Origin of the sequence: Nostoc sp. 'Lobaria pulmonaria (5183) cyanobiont' (assembly GCF_002949795.1) — a bacterium.
Taxonomy (GTDB): Bacteria; Cyanobacteriota; Cyanobacteriia; order Cyanobacteriales; family Nostocaceae; genus Nostoc.
Window position 1 is genome coordinate 6,539,557 of sequence record NZ_CP026692.1, and the last position, 17,411, is coordinate 6,556,967.

The 17,411-nt window shown below is 40.2% G+C and carries 16 protein-coding genes; 12 read left to right on the forward strand and 4 right to left on the reverse strand.

The features are described from left to right. Positions 1 to 154: 154 nt before the first annotated feature. The 5 genes from pheT to NLP_RS29045 all read left to right on the forward strand — a co-directional run bounded on the left by pheT (position 155) and on the right by NLP_RS29045 (position 4,596). Positions 155 to 2,605, forward strand: a complete 2,451-nt coding sequence (gene pheT, locus NLP_RS29025; protein WP_104909345.1) for a phenylalanine--tRNA ligase subunit beta — start codon at positions 155 to 157, stop codon at positions 2,603 to 2,605. A 121-nt stretch (positions 2,606 to 2,726) separates the two neighbouring features. Next, the gene (locus NLP_RS29030; RefSeq protein WP_104909346.1) at positions 2,727 to 3,122 is read left to right on the forward strand and encodes a hypothetical protein; all 396 of its coding nucleotides are present in this window, start codon (positions 2,727 to 2,729) and stop codon (positions 3,120 to 3,122) included. Positions 3,123 to 3,137: 15 nt separating this feature from the next. Beyond that, complete coding sequence (locus NLP_RS29035; protein WP_104909347.1) at positions 3,138 to 3,407, forward strand: YciI family protein; 270 nt, start codon at positions 3,138 to 3,140, stop codon at positions 3,405 to 3,407. 42 nt (positions 3,408 to 3,449) lie between these two features. Continuing rightward, a complete protein-coding gene (locus NLP_RS29040; protein ID WP_158680571.1) occupies positions 3,450 to 3,821 on the forward strand; it encodes a hypothetical protein in 372 nt (123 codons plus the stop codon). Further along, a complete protein-coding gene (locus NLP_RS29045; RefSeq protein ID WP_199784717.1) occupies positions 3,802 to 4,596 on the forward strand; it encodes a Tab2/Atab2 family RNA-binding protein in 795 nt (264 codons plus the stop codon). The genes NLP_RS29040 and NLP_RS29045 overlap by 20 nt, the downstream gene beginning before the upstream one ends. Positions 4,597 to 4,932: 336 nt before the next feature. Here NLP_RS29045 and NLP_RS29055 read toward each other — a convergent pair whose 3' ends face one another. Continuing rightward, positions 4,933 to 5,832, reverse strand: a complete 900-nt coding sequence (locus tag NLP_RS29055) for an aspartoacylase (protein WP_104909348.1) — start codon at positions 5,830 to 5,832, stop codon at positions 4,933 to 4,935. A 200-nt stretch (positions 5,833 to 6,032) separates the two neighbouring features. Here NLP_RS29055 and NLP_RS29060 point away from each other — a divergent pair, with 200 nt between their 5' ends. From NLP_RS29060 to NLP_RS29070, 4 genes are all read left to right on the forward strand, one after another. Beyond that, positions 6,033 to 7,235 carry an AGE family epimerase/isomerase gene (locus NLP_RS29060; RefSeq protein WP_104909349.1) on the forward strand — a complete coding sequence of 401 codons (1,203 nt, stop codon included), beginning with the start codon at positions 6,033 to 6,035 and terminating at the stop codon, positions 7,233 to 7,235. Between the two features lie 41 nt (positions 7,236 to 7,276). After that, entirely contained in the window at positions 7,277 to 7,504 is a 228-nt protein-coding gene (locus NLP_RS33745; RefSeq protein ID WP_158680573.1) for a hypothetical protein, read from the forward strand. Positions 7,505 to 7,600: 96 nt separating this feature from the next. Further along, positions 7,601 to 8,188: a Uma2 family endonuclease gene (locus NLP_RS29065; RefSeq protein WP_104910088.1), complete on the forward strand. Its 588-nt coding sequence runs from the start codon at positions 7,601 to 7,603 to the stop codon at positions 8,186 to 8,188. A gap of 116 nt (positions 8,189 to 8,304) precedes the next feature. Continuing rightward, entirely contained in the window at positions 8,305 to 8,787 is a 483-nt protein-coding gene (locus tag NLP_RS29070) for a cupin domain-containing protein (RefSeq protein WP_104909350.1), read from the forward strand. A 266-nt stretch (positions 8,788 to 9,053) separates the two neighbouring features. Here NLP_RS29070 and NLP_RS29075 read toward each other — a convergent pair whose 3' ends face one another. The 3 genes from NLP_RS29075 to NLP_RS29085 all read right to left on the reverse strand — a co-directional run bounded on the left by NLP_RS29075 (position 9,054) and on the right by NLP_RS29085 (position 13,362). Beyond that, complete coding sequence (locus NLP_RS29075) at positions 9,054 to 10,382, reverse strand: ATP-binding protein (protein ID WP_104909351.1); 1,329 nt, start codon at positions 10,380 to 10,382, stop codon at positions 9,054 to 9,056. A gap of 94 nt (positions 10,383 to 10,476) precedes the next feature. Next, complete coding sequence (locus NLP_RS29080; protein WP_104910089.1) at positions 10,477 to 11,766, reverse strand: tellurite resistance TerB C-terminal domain-containing protein; 1,290 nt, start codon at positions 11,764 to 11,766, stop codon at positions 10,477 to 10,479. 246 nt (positions 11,767 to 12,012) lie between these two features. Further along, positions 12,013 to 13,362 carry an ATP-binding protein gene (locus tag NLP_RS29085; RefSeq protein ID WP_104909352.1) on the reverse strand — a complete coding sequence of 450 codons (1,350 nt, stop codon included), beginning with the start codon at positions 13,360 to 13,362 and terminating at the stop codon, positions 12,013 to 12,015. Positions 13,363 to 13,449: 87 nt separating this feature from the next. Here NLP_RS29085 and NLP_RS29090 point away from each other — a divergent pair, with 87 nt between their 5' ends. The 3 genes from NLP_RS29090 (at position 13,450) to NLP_RS29100 (ending at position 17,339) form a co-directional block, all read left to right on the forward strand. Continuing rightward, entirely contained in the window at positions 13,450 to 13,770 is a 321-nt protein-coding gene (locus tag NLP_RS29090; RefSeq protein ID WP_104909353.1) for a TMEM14 family protein, read from the forward strand. Positions 13,771 to 14,886: 1,116 nt separating this feature from the next. Then, on the forward strand, positions 14,887 to 16,146 hold the full coding sequence (locus tag NLP_RS29095; RefSeq protein ID WP_104909354.1) for a phosphotransferase family protein: 1,260 nt from the start codon (positions 14,887 to 14,889) through the stop codon (positions 16,144 to 16,146). Between the two features lie 104 nt (positions 16,147 to 16,250). Further along, positions 16,251 to 17,339, forward strand: a complete 1,089-nt coding sequence (locus tag NLP_RS29100) for a T3SS effector HopA1 family protein (RefSeq protein ID WP_104909355.1) — start codon at positions 16,251 to 16,253, stop codon at positions 17,337 to 17,339. Positions 17,340 to 17,411 lie beyond the last annotated feature (72 nt).

Sequence of the window (17,411 nt, forward strand, 5' to 3'; positions counted from 1 at the left end):
ATACATTCTCAGTATTTACTTATTTTTACATTGCCAGTCTAACGTAGTAGGATTGTTCAAGTGAAAGGGTAAGCCTTGCAGGGCGAGTAGCCATCGATCGCTTCTTGCACCCTAAAATAAGAGCAAAAGACGATTCCTAAAACAAGCACACTCCATGCGTATTTCTCTAAATTGGCTGCGCGAACTAGTAGAGATAAAACTTAGTCCAGAAGAATTAGCCGAAACCCTGACAATGGCAGGGTTTGAGGTTGAAGAGATTGAAGACCGCCGCACTTGGGCAAATGGCGTGGTGATCGGCAAAGTGCTTGAGCGTCAACCCCATCCCAACGCCGATAAATTGAGTGTTTGCCAAGTGGATATCGGTACTGGTGAAACTTTAAATATTGTCTGTGGCGCTGCCAATGTGAAGGCAGATATCTATGTCCCAGTGGCAACCACAGGTACTTACTTACCCAAAATTGATTTAAAAATCAAACCTGCAAAACTGCGTGGTGTCCCATCTCAGGGCATGATTTGTTCTTTAAAGGAACTCGGTTTGCCCACCGATGTAGATGGAATTCATATTTTTACCCAGGAAAATTTACCATTGGGTAGTGATGTCCGGCCATTGTTACGTTTAGATGATGTAATTTTAGACCTGACTGCAACTGCCAATCGCGCTGATGCTCTAAGTATGGTAGGCGTAGCCAGAGAAGTAGCAGCTTTAACTGGGGGAAAGTTGAGCATTCTTGAACCTGCTGAAGTCTCTATTCCCAAAAAAGCCGGAAATTTAGCTTTAAAAATTGCCGATACCCAAGCTTGTCCTGCATACATTGGTACGGTAATTGAACAGATCAAAATTGCTCCATCTCCCGAATGGCTGCAACAGCGTTTGCGGGCGGCTGGGGTACGTCCTATTAGTAATGTGGTGGACATTACTAACTATGTTTTGTTGGAATGGGGACAACCACTGCACGCTTTTGATGGCGATCGCTTAAAATCTGTTGCAGGTAGCGAAAATTTAACTATCGGCGTTCGCTTCGTCAATAATGGAGAATCCCTCAAAACCCTAGATGGACAAACTCGCACCCTAGCATCCCAAAATTTGTTAATTACCGCTAATGACAAACCCGTTGCCCTGGCGGGAGTCATGGGTGGGGAAGAAACAGAAGTCCATCAAGGTACTCAAAGCCTAGTTTTAGAAGCAGCTTTATTTGATTCCGTGGCAATTCGCCGTTCTTCCCGGAGTGTAGGGTTAAGAAGTGAGGCTTCTGGCAGATATGAACGGGGAGTTAACCGGGCTGAGTTGGAAATAGCCAATCGCCGCGCTTTATCCTTAATTAGCGAATTAGCTAGTGGAATTATTGTCCAGCAAGAAATTGCCGACACCCGCCCCGATGCATCTACTTGGAGTCGTTCTATCGCCCTGCGTTTAGAGCGAGTTAATCAGATATTGGGGCCCATCGAATTAGAAGAAGACACAGGCGAACTGCAAAAACAAGATGTTGAGCGCATCCTGACTGCATTGGGGTGTCAATTAACTTCTTCAGGAGAAGATAGCACCCATCAACCTACGTGGTCAGTTTCTGTCCCACCCTATCGTTACCGCGACTTAGAGCGGGAAATTGATTTAATTGAAGAAATCGCCCGTCTCTATGGTTACAACAAATTCTGCGATACTTTACCAGAAAAAGCGGAAGCTGGTTATCTGCCTTTAGATGAGGAATTGATTCGCAAATTACGAGCTTTCCTCCGGGCTGAAGGATTGACAGAATTAATCCACTATTCTTTAGTCAAACCAGGAGAAGACAGAAATATAGTACTGTCAAACCCCTTATTTGTCGAATATTCAGCGCTGCGAACCGATTTGATCTCTGGGTTAATTGATGCCTTTCAATACAATTTAGAGCAGGGTAATGGTGCCCTTAACGGTTTTGAAATCGGGCAAATTTTTTGGCAAGAAGAAGACGGTTTGCAAGAAACAGAAGCCCTGGCAGGAATTATGGGAGGGGATATTTCCGTTGGCAAATGGTCAAAAAGTGGACGCGAAGAACCGATCACCTGGTTTGAAGCCAAAGGCATTTTAGAAAGTGTATTTCGGCAACTTAGCTTGCAAATCGAATTTCAACCCGATCGCCGCGACGAGCGCTTACATCCAGGACGTACCGCTTCGCTGTGGATTCGGGGTAACAGACTGGGGATTTTTGGGCAACTCCATCCCCAATTGCGACGAGAAAAAGGCTTACCAGATTCCGTTTATGTTTTTCAATTGGATCTAGATGTGCTTTTAGATTCTCTGGGAGAAGATGAAATTCTCGTTCCCACATTCCAGCCTTATTCTACATATCCAGCTAGCGATCGCGACATTGCCTTTTTCGCACCAGTGAAAATCTCAGTTGTCGAAATTGAAAAAGTAATTACCAAAGCGGGTAAAGATTTGCTCGAATCGGTGGAATTATTTGATGAATATCGTGGTGAAAACGTCCCCGAAGGACAGCGGAGTTTAGCATTCCGCTTAATTTATCGGGCTAGCGATCGTACCCTTACTGAGGCAGAAGTGGAACCAGTACACAATAAAGTCCGCGAAGGCTTGGTGGAAAAATTCGGCGTCAACTTGAGAAGTTAGGAGTTAGAAGTTTTTTGGTCTAGTTCCCAGGTTCAACCTGGGAATACTCTACTTGAGGCTCTGCCTCATATTCTTCTGTAAAGACTAGCCAAAAATTTTCAACTCAAGATCGGGGCGTATTATGAACACGCTGGAAATAATTCAACAAATTCAGCAGACGCAATCACACATGTCTCTCACGTTTGATAGTCCTAAATCAGTCAAACTACAGGTTAAGCAAATTTCTCTATTACAAAAGCAACTTAGAGCGATCAAAAAGGAGGTTAATGCAAATATACGTAATATTAATCAAGAAGCAAGTCAATCTGGTACAGATAGTGTTGTGTCGGTTGGCTTAGACATTTTTGGTAAACACAAGTGGGCTGGAAGGTTGAGGGCAGAAACTCGACGTGCAATTGAACGAGAAAAAAAATTATCTCGTCAGCCATACATTGAAATCAAACAAGCAATTGACAATCTCATTTTAGAAGGAGATCGGCTCAAGCTCTTGGCAGAGCAATATCTTATTAACCAGTAGGAGTAACAAGCAATTATGCCTAAATATATAATCTGGGGAACTTACTGCGAAGACGTTATCGAAAAACGCGCCCCCTATCGTCAAGCTCATTTAGATGGATTAGCAAAACAGAAAGAATCCGGTGTGCTGATTACCATCGGCCCCACCAAGGATGTGACAAAAGTTTTTGGGATTTACGAAGCCGAAGACGAAGCCACTGTGCGCCAGTTAATTGAAAACGATCCTTACTGGAAAAATGGGATATGGACTGAATATTCAGTCAAAGAATGGATTCAGGCTTTATAAATTGGTGTTGGGCATTGGGCATTGGGCATTGGGCATGGGAAGATGAGCTTGAATGTTGAACCTTTGAACTCGGAAGTTGAGCCTCTGAACTCGGAAGTTGAACCTCTGAACTCGGAAGTTGAGCCTCTGAACTCGGAAGTTGAGCCTCTGAACTCGGAAGTTGAGCCTCTGAACTCGGAAGTTGAGCCTCTGAACTCGGAAGTTGAACCTTTGAACTCGGAAGTTGAGCCTCTGAACTCGGAAGTTAAACCTTTGAACTTGGAAGTTGAACCTCTGAACTCGGAAGTTGAGCCTCTGAACTTGGAAGTTGAACCTCTGAACTTAAAACTTTCAGTTTTAACTCTCACCGATCTCTCCCATCCCTCCATGCCCCATGCCCCATGCCCACATAATTATGAAAATTTGGCAGATTGATTTTTATCGTCGTCCCTCACAAGATGCGTCTGGACAAATTTTATGGGAGTTGTTGATTTGTGACGCAACTCGCAGCTTTCAATATGAAGCCACCTGTCTCCAGTCAACAGCAAATTCTAATTGGGTTGCGACTCAACTTGAGCTAGCTGCTGGTGAAAAATTGCCAGATGTAATTCAGGTATTTCGTCCTCAGTCTCTAAGCTTAATTGAGGCGGCGGGACGCAATTTGAGTATAAATGTCGAACCTACCCGCCACACCTTGGCGTTAAAGCAGTGGTTACAAGAAAAGCAATATCCCTTAACGCTGGATAAACCACCCCCAGCACCATTACCAGAAAACCTCTGGGGAGAACAATGGCGTTTTGCGACTCTAGCTGCTAGTGATGTAGAAACGAGATTTAGCGATCGCCCCATTCCCATTTTGCACATCCCAGAACATTTCAAACCAATCAATTTGGGTTTAGCATCAACAGTCCCTGTTCCTGGTGTAGTAATTTATGGTGGACGGCAATCAATGCGCCTAGCACGATGGTTGCAGCAAGCCCGTCCTGTAAGCTTGAACTACATTTCTGGCGCACCGGATGGCTTAATATTAGAAGCTAGCTTGGTGGATAGGTGGATTGTTGCCACATTTGAAGATCCAGAAGTTACAACAGCAGCCCAAGCATTTGAACAACGCAAAAAGCATTGCCGAGGATTACATTTTTTGTTAGTTCAACCCGATGATTCTGGTATGACTTATAGCGGCTTTTGGTTATTGCGGGCAGAAAATTGATATTAATTACCAAAAATATTTGTTTGCTTAATTTTTATAGCTAAAGAAATCGACTAAAGCGATGTCTGACTACAAGGGAATATGTGTCTACGCTTTACTGTAATTTGCCTATATAGACCAAGTGTATAAGTTTAGCAAATTTTAGTATGATGGTGTACTAGAGTCAGAGTACTGGGAACTTATTCATACAGCTTTAAATGTAGTTCTGGGATTTGTGGTTTAAGGGTGTTATGGAATAAAAATATAGCATTTTATTATTAATTCTCCATAAAAGTAACTGAAGAACAATTCTACTACTTTGGCTGATTTGCAGTCTTGGTTAGAAGGGCAAACAAATTAAACTATTTCTTCCTGCTTTTGACTTAAATACATCGCAATTCCTTTCTCGTAGTAAGCTGCCTCATTAATAAAAATAGGATAAACAGTAGACTCTCCCTCATAGAAAATATCTTTTCCTTCAAAAGTCAGAAACATTGGATCGCCTGGATGCAAAGGTTCATAATCCCTAAACTGAAGCTGGGGGTGAATCATGGCTTGAATTTCTCCGCGTAGGCGCAGCCCGCCGCAGGCATCGCTTCTCGGATAATCGATAGTCTTAATGTATTTATAAAGTGTAAGGTGGTTGCTTGTCTGCGGAACATTCCCCTGGTTGCACCCTTCAAAATAATCTAAAACTGCATAAATAAGCTGTTCTGTTTTTTGAAATAATTCGGCGTTTAATATATTCTGAGCCACAGCCCCAACTTCTATAACAAAACCCAATTCGCACAAACAACGCAGATAACCATCTTCTTTTGATTGCTGATTAATACAGACTTTCACTAAAGGATTGATAGAACTTAAATAAGCACCTAACCGAAGTAAAAAAGGATGCATATCAGAAAAAATAAGACTTAACCCCATGTTGGCAGTTGTGCTGTGCAAATCAACAATTACATCCACAAAGGGCTGATTTGGCGGTTGCAATATCTGTTGAATTGCTTTTGCCCGCGTCTCTTCATAACTTGAAAGTTGGGGATTTTTTAAGTCTTGATTCATGAAGCAACGATTTAAATCTTTCTCAATGTATCGTTTGCCTTCTTCAATAGCTTTGAGATTGCCAAGTAATGCCAGAGTTTCAAAACTTGCTCTGTTAATTAAATTAGGATATTGCTGAAACTTTTTGACTAGATGTACTCCAGTTAACTCATTACCGTGGTTTCCTCCAACGATCGCAACTCGTTCAATCTGACTCATAACAACCTCATATCTAAAAAACTACACTACGGTTATTGAAAATGCGGCAAGATACAAGATAGAAGTATACCTACTGCTGACTAAATCTTGTAAAAGACTGACGCGATGTCTACGACGGGCTATTCGGCGTCGCTCCATGTTCGAGTCAAAATATGATAACTGTTAAGCTGTTGGTTTTGGTACAAAAGGGGAGGAAATTTATGGAGTATAATTTTCAAGCGATGCCTCCGGCGGGCTACGCCTACGCTGAACTTTACAAAAACGCCCTCCTCAACGACGTACTCCCATTTTGGGAAAAATATTCTCTCGATTGGCAGCAAGGCGGCTATTTCACCTGCCTCGATCGCGAAGGCAAAATTTATGATACAGACAAATTCATCTGGCTGCAAAACCGCCAGGTGTGGACTTTTTCTATGCTTTACAACCAGCTAGAAAAGCGCGAAGATTGGTTAAAAATTGCCAGCAACGGCGCTAATTTTCTCGCCCAACATGGCAGAGATAGTGATGGTAACTGGTACTTTGCCCTCACCCGTGAAGGGAAACCATTGGTTCACCCTTACAATATCTTTTCTGATTGCTTTGCGGCGATGGCATTTAGTCAGTATGCACTCGCTGGCAGCGAAGAATGGGCAAAGGATGTAGCGATGCAAGCTTACAACAACGTATTACGCCGCAAAGATAACCCGAAGGGCAAATATAATAAAACCTATCCCGGCACACGCCCGATGAAATCATTGGCTGTACCGATGATTTTAGCCAACCTGACTCTAGAAATGGAATGGTTGCTGCCAAAGGAAATACTAGAGAATGTCCTAGCTGAGACAGTCCGCGAAGTAATGACCGATTTTCTCGACCAAGAACGGGGACTAATGTACGAAAACGTTGCCCCTGACGGTTCCCACATAGATTGTTTTGAGGGACGGCTGATTAATCCAGGCCACGGTATCGAAGCGATGTGGTTTATCATGGACATCGCCCGTCGCCAAAACGATACCAAAACTATTAACCAAGCCGTTGATGTGGTGTTAAACATCCTGAATTTTGCTTGGGATAGCGAATATGGCGGATTGTATTACTTTATGGATGCAGATGGTCATCCCCCACAACAATTGGAATGGGATCAAAAGCTGTGGTGGGTTCACCTAGAATCTTTGGTTGCATTAGCGATGGGCTATCGCCTAACAGGGCGTGAGCTATGTTGGGAATGGTATCAAAAGATGCACGATTACGCCTGGTCACACTTTGCTGATTCAGAATACGGTGAATGGTTTGGCTATCTTAATCGGCGTGGAGAAGTATTGTTAAACCTTAAAGGTGGCAAATGGAAAGGATGTTTTCACGTACCGCGTGCATTGTACCTTTGTTGGCAGCAATTTGAGGCGATCGCTACTCCTTTGCAATAGACTTCTTACAAAAATTCATGTTCATAACCACAACTTAAGCTGTGGTAACGACAGCTTCAGCATTGATAACAACAGCTTCAGTTGTAGTAACAACGGCTTTAAGGTTACTTATGAATGCTTCAGTTGTAGTAACAACGGCTTCAGCATTGATAACAACAGCTTCAGTTGTAGTAACGACAGCTTTAAGGTTACTTATGAATGCTTCAGTTATAGTAACAACGGCTTTAAGGTTACTTATGAATGCTTCAGTTATAGTAACAACGGCTTAAGTTATTGCGATGCCTGCGGCGGTAAACAACGCAGTCAGTTTAATCTCTGTTAGTGTACAAGTAAAAGTAGAATCAGTGCCATTGGAAGGATGTCTCATGAATGCTGTGACACCTAAGCGATTTACGATCGCTGAATACCATCAATTGATTGAACTCGGATTTCTCACAGAGGCCAATCATATTGAGTTAATTCGAGGAGAACTGATTCAAATGACAGCAAAGGGAACACCTCATATAGTTTGTAGTTCTATCCTATGCCGTCAATTGAATCGGCTTTTAGGTGATCAAGCAGTCATCCGTGGACAAGATCCGATCACCCTTCCTAATCAGAGTGAGCCTGAGCCGGATGTTGTCATTGCAAGAGGAAGAGATGAAGATTATCTCGCTCATCATCCCTATCCCGAAGATATTTTGTTAGTAATTGAAATTTCGGATAAAACCATAGATTACGACCAAACAATCAAGTTGTCATTGTATGGAGAAGCCAGAATTTATTATTATTGGATTGTGAATTTACCGGCTCGTAAACTTGAGCGTCATAGCCAGCCATATCAAAATGCTCAAAATAAGTTTAGCTATCTCAGCAAGGAGATTTTTCTATCAAATCAGTCAGTGGCGATTCCGGGATTTGAAGATATATTATTAGACTTGAATCGGTTGTTTCCAGAAAGTGCTAGTGAATGATTTTTGTTTGTGCGATCGCTCGTCTTATAAAGCGAGTTAAGCTACTTATGCTTATTAGACAAACTAAACACAAAATGATTTAATTAAAGGTATTGCCCAAACAAAAAACTTTTAATATGAGAAAACTGTCTCTGATTCTCCCCTTAGCTATCCTAGCTTTTGGCAGTGTAGTTGTTAAGAGCCAAGAAATCTCCTCACCTAATACTTACACTCAATCTGTTACCCGTGAAGTTCTAGCGAGTGGTTATCCAACTCAAGATCAAAAGCAGATTCTTGAGCTTGTACGCTATACCATCGCACCAAGAGCAAAACTCCCTACTCATACTCATCCGGGAATGCAGATTGAACGAGTACAGGCGGGAACTTTAATTTATACTGTTGTGGAAGGAGAAGCTAAAGTAACGAAAGCTAACGGCACAGAATTGATTCTTCAAAAAGGGAAAACTATACAGCTTGCAGTGGGAGATTCTTTAGTTGAATCTGCCGGAATGGTTCATTATGGAGAAAACCAAACAAACAAACCGATTATTCTATTGTCTGCTTCTCTATTTAATGCTAATCAACCAAAAGCTATTTTAATCAATCCTGAAAACAGATGAATTTGATGAGAGATTTCGACTTTTGTTAGAGGTTTACTCATTAGTATTTGAAATGGCTTCATCCAGATGACGATATGAGTCGCCATAGTTCTCAGCAAAGTACCATCAAGTTGCCAAAGTTTAATCGTTTTAACCCTCTGGAATTAAATATGGAAGAGCTTACCAACTTTGAACAGTTAACAAAAAACTGAAGATTTAAATAATATTCTAAAAAAGGTTTTTCAATCTGCTTATTCTTTCTCCTGGCTCAGTGTCTTCATTATTAATTACAAACTAAATTCTGCTGCGCTATCCTCATCCACATCTGCATCCTTACCCATAGCAGTAGGTTTAAATTTAGAGCCATGAATTAATTCATCAAATGTAATTCCTGGATTTTGATGAAGAATATTCAGCACACTCATAAAATCTCGTACAATTTCCCCTGGTGTCAGTAATGCTTCTGCACCCAAACGATTAATAATTTCTTGCACAAACTCCTTCAACTCACGATTTGTCAAAGTCTGTTCATACCCAAAATTGAGTGCATGAATCTCAGTTAAACGTTGCAAAAGCGTCAAAATTTCTGCTTCACTCAACGGATTTAGCCGAATCACTGGCCCTAGATGTTCCTGAACATTAGCTTGGGCAATAAAACGGCTTTCTTTTGTGCGTCTTTGCCAAGCTTGGTCTGCAAAAAGTCCCCGTTTGGGATCTTCTAGAAATTTAGTTGTTCCACCAACAACAATGCCAAGATGTTCTGCTTTACACTGCATAGTGTCGTTAAACATTGCGAGGAGTCGATTATAATTCTTTTCTCGTGTAACGGTGGTAGATATTTGATATAAATGTACGGCTTCATCAACTAAGATTAATAGTCCTTTATAGCCAATCTCAGCGACAAATTTCGCAAACAGTTTGATGTAGTCATACCAACTATCATCATCAATAATTACCCGCACTCCTAAAGCTGCTTTCGCCTCAACTTTAGTAGTAAATTCTCCCCGTAACCAGCGCATCGCTGCATTTTTTAAATTATCATCATCCAATCGGTAGCCACGCCAATAAGCGATAATCACGCTACCAAAATCAAAACCGTGAACTAAATCTTCAATATACTGAACTACTTCCCTAATTTTCGATTCAACTTGGTCATCAAAACCATCGTCATTCGGACGCATTTCAGTTTCTTTAACCACTTCTTGTTGAATTTTATTAATCCATCCTTCTAAAATTGAGACTAAAGCACCACCATCAGGACGGGTTTTTGTTGCTAGGTGGCTCATTAATTCTCGATAGGTAGCGACACCTTCATTGTTACTTCCAGCTAATCGGCGTTCAGGAGAGAAATCAGCATCAGCTACTACAAAACCTTGCTCCATCGCTCGATTACGAATTAGTTGCAGTATAAAACTTTTCCCTGAACCGTAGTTACCAATTATAAAACGAAATGCTGCTACACCTTCTGCAATATCATCGAGATTTTGTAATAGGCTTTTTAGTTCTTTTTCTCGACCTACTGCGATATATTCAACTCCCACTCTTGGTACTACCCCCGCACCAAGAGAATTGATTAAAGCAGTGGAGATTTTCTTCGAGATTTTGAGCTTTGCCATGTATTACACTTCACTGTATTCTAAACGCAGAAGCACCCAGTAAGTAGGTAAGGAATATCATCTTACTACTAAATCTTACGACGGCAATAACAATTTAATTTGACGAAGTATGTCTAGCCATGAAACCTTCATACATTGCAATCATTTTTTTGACATCTGTTATATGCTCAGGGTAAACTTTTGGACTTTCAGAATCAGAATTGATTATTAATTCACCAATAGTATCATTTGCGCGTTCATTTATAGAATCGATTAATAAATTTGGCATAGTGATATTTGCTTCGGCAATTTTTTTAATAGTACTATTAGGATTATCTTGTTCAACTATAGCTTTTAATACTTGTAACTCATGTCCTGGGAGATTTACTAGAAAATTAGTCCATTCTTCGGAGATATTTTTCGATGTTTCAACTTCCGAATTATCAATGATATCTGAAGATTCAATTATTTCAGAAAATGGAAACAACTCAATATCATCTTCTTGGGAATTATCAGACAAAGGCTCTGAATTAAATGTTTCTACTTGTTGTAGTAATTCCCATACTTGATTTTGTAATGAGTCTCGTTCTTCTTGCAATAATGAGACTTGTGCTTGTAATTGCTGTAATTCGGCTTTGTATTCTGCTAGTTGGGTTTTTGAAGAACTCAGGATAGCTTGGATATTTTCTCTTTCGGTTTTCGTTGCTACAAGCAATTGATTATTTTGGGTTGTCTCAACTTCTAGCTCTTGAATTGCAATTCGCAGTTCGTATAATTTTTCTTCTAATTGTGGTTTGAGTCTGCCTAAAAGAGTTAAATTACTTTCAACTTCTTGTTTCTCATGTTGTAGCTCGGAAATTTGACTTTGCAATTGGGTGATTTCAGCGCGAGATACATTACAATTTGACTCTAAACGGCGCTTCTCTGCTGTGAGAATAGAAAAAGCATTGTTCAATTCAGTTTGATTTTTTTGCAAATTATTAATTTCAGTTTGCAAGCTACTAACTTCTGTTTCTAATTGCTTCTTTTGTGCCGCAAATGTTCTTAATTCTCGATGTAGACTATCTCTTTGGCTACGGCTTTCTATAACTTGATTTTGCAGATGTTGTGATTCAGCATATAATAAATTATGATGTTCTTCAATTTGATTGATTTCTCTGACAACACGAGCCTTTAATCCCTCCATATCTTTAATTCGCTTGCGGAGAGAACCTAAAACAAACATTTCATAATTTCTGCGTCGCTTGTCTATGAATAATGCTGTTGTATGGATAGTAATGGCAGTAATTACGCCTGTGAGAAAGGCTTTATTAAAATCCCAGCTTGGAACAAGGCTAAGACCAAAACTCACACTAAAGGCAACTATCACTAGTATAAATCGATTGCTGATCGTTACTGATTGCATATTGCTGGTTTTTAGCGTAGTTAAATTATCTGAATAAGTAGCTCTCATAGGAATTATTCATTAAATATTATATACATATAAAATACTTAATATAATTTGTTTTTAATCCCTTATTTTATTGAGTGAAACAAAGCATTTTTGTCAACTCTAATATCATAGTTGTTCTCAAATATTTAACTTTACTTACTGATACATAACATTGTTATGTAAATCACAGAAAAGTACAATCACCAATAAAATTTAATACTACGTGTTGGATGTATCGTTACCTTTATTAAAAAGTGTTAAATCTGCTTTTAAAAAATCAACAAACTGCCGTGCTGTACGTCCAGAACGACCATTATGACGAGTTGCCCATTGTAATGCCTGAAATTCCAAATCTTCTTGGGTAATATTAATTTCAGCTTGTGTCACTAGATGCTGTACAATTTTTAAATAAGTTTTCTGATTGGCTGGTTCAAAAGTCAAGGTTAAACCAAAGCGATCGCTAAACGAAAGCTTCTCCTGCATGGTATCCCAGGCATGGATTTCCTCGTTATCCTTAGGCGCAGGTCTATCCACAAAAAACTCCCGAATCAGGTGGCGGCGATTAGAGGTAGCGTACACCACTACATTTTGAGGGCGCGCCGTTAAATTACCTTCTAAAACTACCTTAAGAGCTTTAAAGGCATCATCATCTTCTTCAAATGAAAGGTCATCGACAAAGATAATAAATTTTTGTGATACACCCCGTAAATGTTCCGCAATTTTTGGTAAGTCTTTTAAATCAGATTTTGCCACTTCTAACAAACGGAGACTGCGATTGCTATATTCATTCAACAAAGATTTCACTAAAGAAGATTTGCCAGAACCGCGACTACCGTAAAGTAATACATGCAGTGCCATCTCTCCTGATAATAAAAACTCTGTATTTTTCAGCAAAGCATCTTTTTGAGATTCGTAACCGACAAGTGCACTCAGTTTAACGGGGTCAGAATAGCGGATACCGATAAACTGCCCAGATTGCCAGCGTAAAGCGCGATATTCTGCAAATAAACCAGAGCCACATTGTCGATAATAAGCAGCTAACTCTTCTACAGCATCACCCCAATTATCTAATTCTTGTAGATATGTAGCGAACTTTGTCTCTACCGCTACCAATTCTTGCTCTTTATACCACACTACTGGTGAAATCGGCATATAAGCTACGTCTTGTACCCACTCGCTCAAAGAAGCGCTGCTACATTCATAGAGACTTTGCAATATTTGTAAATCATGCTGAACTGCTGCTACTAAAGCTGGCGGCAAATCTTCAAATTCTTGCACTCCCGCCAGCTTTGTGAAGGGATTCTCACAGAAAAGAAGCTGAGTAATTAAATAGTCTTCCCAATTTTGATTTTTAGCAGCTAAAGCGTGGAAGTAACTGCCGTAGGCTTGGAGACAACCCCGTGCATCGGTGTTAGTGTAACGTATAGCTTGCAACAGTTCCAGAAATGCTATCCCGACTTCGCCTTGGAGAACGGACTGGTACAGTAAGAGTGAGGCTGCTTGGCGCTGGAGATATTGAATCTTTGTATATAAGGAAGTACTTGCCATTGGTATCGCTAGATTATCCATCAATCAACTGTATGGTATAGCTAAATAGCTATGGTAAATTGTCTGCTGACCCTGGCAGTAAAGTCAAAGTCTACATAGGTTTTAACAATGAATTTAGGTATAGTTGCTGCTTTTGCCTACGGTATATTAGCAATTGTTGGTGGGATTATGGGCTATATTCAAGCTACAAGTAGTGTTTCACTTCTAAGCGGTAGCATTAGCGGTTTATTACTGATACTTGCCGCTTACTTTCAACTCCAAGGACAAACTTGGGGTGCGATTTTAGCAGTGTTAGTTACTGCTGTTTTAGTTGTCGTCTTTGCATTTCGATTGGTAAAAACACGTAAGTTTATGCCTGCGGGATTAATGACGATTTTGGGTCTGCTGGCATTGGCGGTAATGGTGAATCAAATTGTGGCTTTAAGGTAGCATTAGTCTCTAAGCAATAACCACCCTCCTGTTTTTTTGGTATGGCATGACTTTCCCTGCTTTGAATTATCATTAGTACATTTATATTACTTTAACTTGTTATCCTTGCCTAATAACTTCCTGCTTTCTCAATGAGTGATGGCGATTTTTGTTTAAATAAGATAAACGGGTAGGGGCGCAAAGTACCTCTGTCAAGGTAAGTAAAATTGTTGGCAACGAATTCCTCTTGAGTATGTGTTATCTGCACGTTTGACATTAAATAAATTACTTATTAACCACAGATGTACAGAGAGTAGAGAGAGAAAAGTAAAAATTTTCTCGCCGTTGCGATTCTGCTAGACTACTGTTGAATTGCCTTTCCACATCTCCCATTTCGTACTTGATGTAGCCAAGATTAATGATAGCTGACAAACTCTTGTCATCTTTTGTTAGGGCTTGTCACCAGACATTGCCAGCAGATGATCACAAATCATACTTGAAAAATGCCCTGTTTAAAACTTGACAAAAGTACAATTCCATAAGATGCACTCATGTAGGCTTTGTTTGCGATCGCCCATAGTCATCTACAATTTGTAGGTGACGAAAATAACGTGATAGCAAGGTTTACAGACATCAATTTTGAAAATTAAATCAAATAATAATTACTAATTGCCGAAAAACTCCGGTTTTTTTGGCTTTGTGATGATAAATAAAAGTAATAGTGTTGAATCTTGTGCTTCGTACCTCGAAGGATTACTGAAATTCTTCGCTGCTTTGAGGATGACTACTGAACATCAAACAACATCTGCCGCCAATCAGTTTTTTGCTGGGATGCTTCTTTGCCACAAAAAAAGGCTATAGCACAAAACTTACTGTAGATGTATCTAAGTAACTATGCTGATAAAGTGTAAAGATGTCAAGGTATTTTGGAGCAAATTTTAAAGGAATTGCAAAGGACTTAGTGCCATTTTGGCAGGTTTTTCTGCCAAATATGGGATAGATATTAGTAGATTGTAGAAATCTTTATTGTTATTCACATCTCTCTTCTTGCATTAGTTCCTATCTACTGAAAACTCTTAAGACCAAGCAAATTTGACACGATAAGTTTAAGTAATTTAATGAAGTAGGAAATAATACATGGTATTATCACTGTCTTCTCATAACGTTATCCAGTATCTGCAAGACGCGGGTCTGTGTAGCTCAGAAGATGGCTCATCAGATAAATCTGAGTTGCCAGGAAGTAGTCAGAACAATTTCAATTTACTAGTGACTTTAGCAGATAATCGCCAACTGCTCCTGAAACAAGAACGTAACGTTAACAACAATGACGGCGTGCCTCATGAATTGTTTCAGGAGTGGCTGTTTCACCAGTTGCTACAACATTTTCCAGTTCTAGGTAATACTTCAGCGATGCCTACGGCGGTAAACCACGCACCTTTGGTAGTGCATTTTGACGAAGAAAATTCTATTTTCGTCCGTAACTACCTGAGTGAATATCTAGAACTTGCGAAATTCTACCACAACAATGAGATTTTTCCACAAGAAATTGCCTCTGCCATCGGCACTACTTTGGCGGGACTGCATCGCGCCACCTACAACCGCCGAGAATATCGGGATTTTATGGCCACTGCTCCCCAAGGAGAATTTCGCTATGGGTTTTACAATCCGGCTCAAGGGGTAGGGTCAATTGGGCCGGAGATTTTTGGGACTGTTCCCACCGATGCACTGAAATTCTATGTTCTCTATCAACAATACGAGAGTTTGTCATCTGCGATCGCAGATTTGGCATATAGCTGGAATCCTTGCTGCTTAACTCACAACGACCTGAAATTGAACAACATTTTGGTTCATTCCAGGTGGGAGCAGCTAGACAATTGTCTTGTACGACTAATTGACTGGGAAGCTTGTTCTTGGGGAGACCCAGCCTTTGATTTAGGAACTTTACTGGCAAGCTATTTAGAAATTTGGCTTAGGAGTCTGGTTGTAGACCCCACTATTGAGTTAGAAGAATCTCTACATTTGGCGTTAACACCGTTAGAGATTTTACAACCTTCAATTATTGCCTTAATTAGGGCTTATATAAATGCTTTCCCGATGATTTTGGAATACCGCAGTGACTTTATTTCGCGGGTTATCCAGTTTGCAGGGCTGGCACTAATTCATCAAATTCAGAAGATGATTACGTGTCGGAAACACTTTAATAATGCTGAACTCTGTATGCTGCAAGTAGCTAAAAGTTTACTTGTAATGCCAGAACAAGGTCTACTGACCATCTTTGGGATATCAGAGTCAGAAATTCTGAATCCTGTGGCAAAGATTCAGAAATTTCCTCAGCCTGTAAAAGAGCAGCAGTTACTTCGGATTTATTATGAAAAAACTCGGCTACGTGGTTGTTAATACCAAAAACTAAAACCGCGCTACCGCAACAGTCACACAGAATTAAATTCTAAATTCTGACTCATGAATTCTATTTTATTAAAGTTTGATTTCGGAATGGATTAATGCTAAATTCCTCTATCAATCAATCGCTAAATTCTTTGTTTGATATTGCTCATAATATCCAGATTGAGTCCAATTTTTGTATTTACCATCCCAATTATCAACCCTTCGCTCTGCCAACTAAAATAGCCGATAGATTTCAGCAGAATTCAGTAGATTTACAACAGAAGTATCTTACTCTCCTACTACGAAATTTTCTCTATGGAATCTATTACAATGGCTCCCTGCAAACTACTTTGGCAATCAATACTGATAATACTAATCGACTGCCAAAGCATAATTTAGCAGATAATTCTATTTTGGAGATTGACTGGGACTTTTACGAGCAACTGCACGCCAGTAATCACGGCATAGGTTACTTTGACCCTCAATGGCAGGTGTTACGGAAAGAACCTGATGGGACTATGGCTGTGACTAAAGGCGGTTTAACACTTTATGTTGAGCCAGACTGCCATCTAGAATCCAGTAAGAAATCTACCAAAGTGGGTAATATGGTAGCAATCTGGATGCCCAAAAATCGACTGCAAAATGGCTGTTACTTAGCAGTTAGCAATGTTGGACAAGAACGGCAGAGTAACCCAGATGCTGATTTAGGAGGAGGGCGAATCTACTTTAACTTTACGGCATTTGGTGCGATCGCTCTCATGGAAAGCTTGACACTGCAACTAAATGCAGCCTCGATTCCCTTTAGCTTTCAGGTTCTCCACAACCCCTCTGCATACGGACGCTATGATTCGGGGCTACTCTACTTTGAACTCCCCGACTATCCAGCAATCCGCACAATCCTTCAGACTGTTTATATCGAAAATCAATCCCATTTCCAGCCCGAAATTCCTTTGTTTACCAAATTTTTAGCCCCAGGGTTAGGTTTAGCCGAAGAACCAACCCAAAAATTTGCGGCACAAGAAAGTTTTGGGATGAACCGTTGCCAAATCGTCGCTAATGCTTTGTTAGAAGCTTGGCAAAAAGGTAAAAACGCAATGGAGGAACGGATGAGGGTTATTGACCAACACTTTGCGCAACACCTAATAGATTTACAGCGTCCTTATCTCAATCCTAGTTCTGAAGATATATATAAGCCGTTAAATTGATTGATTAATTGGGCATGGGGCATGGGGCATGGAGATAAGAGATAAGGGACTATAGGAGAAGTTGCAGCAAGT